The 327-nt window shown below is 45.9% G+C and carries 1 protein-coding gene; it reads right to left on the bottom strand.

The window, feature by feature from the left end:
- Nucleotides 1-76 precede the first annotated feature (76 nt).
- Nucleotides 77-327, bottom strand: a 251-nt coding sequence (locus tag A3728_RS23330) for a hypothetical protein (protein WP_161489604.1), incomplete at its 5' end; no start/stop codon positions are given.

Here is a 327-nt window from a genome sequence, read left to right on the forward strand (position 1 = left end):
GAAAATCAGCGTTAATATAACATTGTCTCATTGGTTAACTGAGCGCCCCGCTGGAAACAGCGGGGCGCTCAGTTAATCAATGAGACAATGTTATATTAACGCTGATTTTCTCAGTTGGAATACCGAGCATACTTGCGGCTAATTTCTTCACTCCCTCTATAGCTCTACTAAGTTCGTCCTTATCATCGTCACCAAGCTCGCGTTTTTCGGATAAGCGCTCATCAAGTGTGCCGAAGCTAATTAGTTCTATCGTATGTGCGGCAATCGCTTGCCCTTCAAAGCCGGATCCAAAAAACCGTAAGCCCTCTTCTTTCTTGGGGCTGAGCC

The sequence above is a fragment of the Sulfitobacter sp. HI0040 genome, assembly GCF_001634885.1.
Classification (GTDB): domain Bacteria; phylum Pseudomonadota; class Alphaproteobacteria; order Rhodobacterales; family Rhodobacteraceae; genus Sulfitobacter.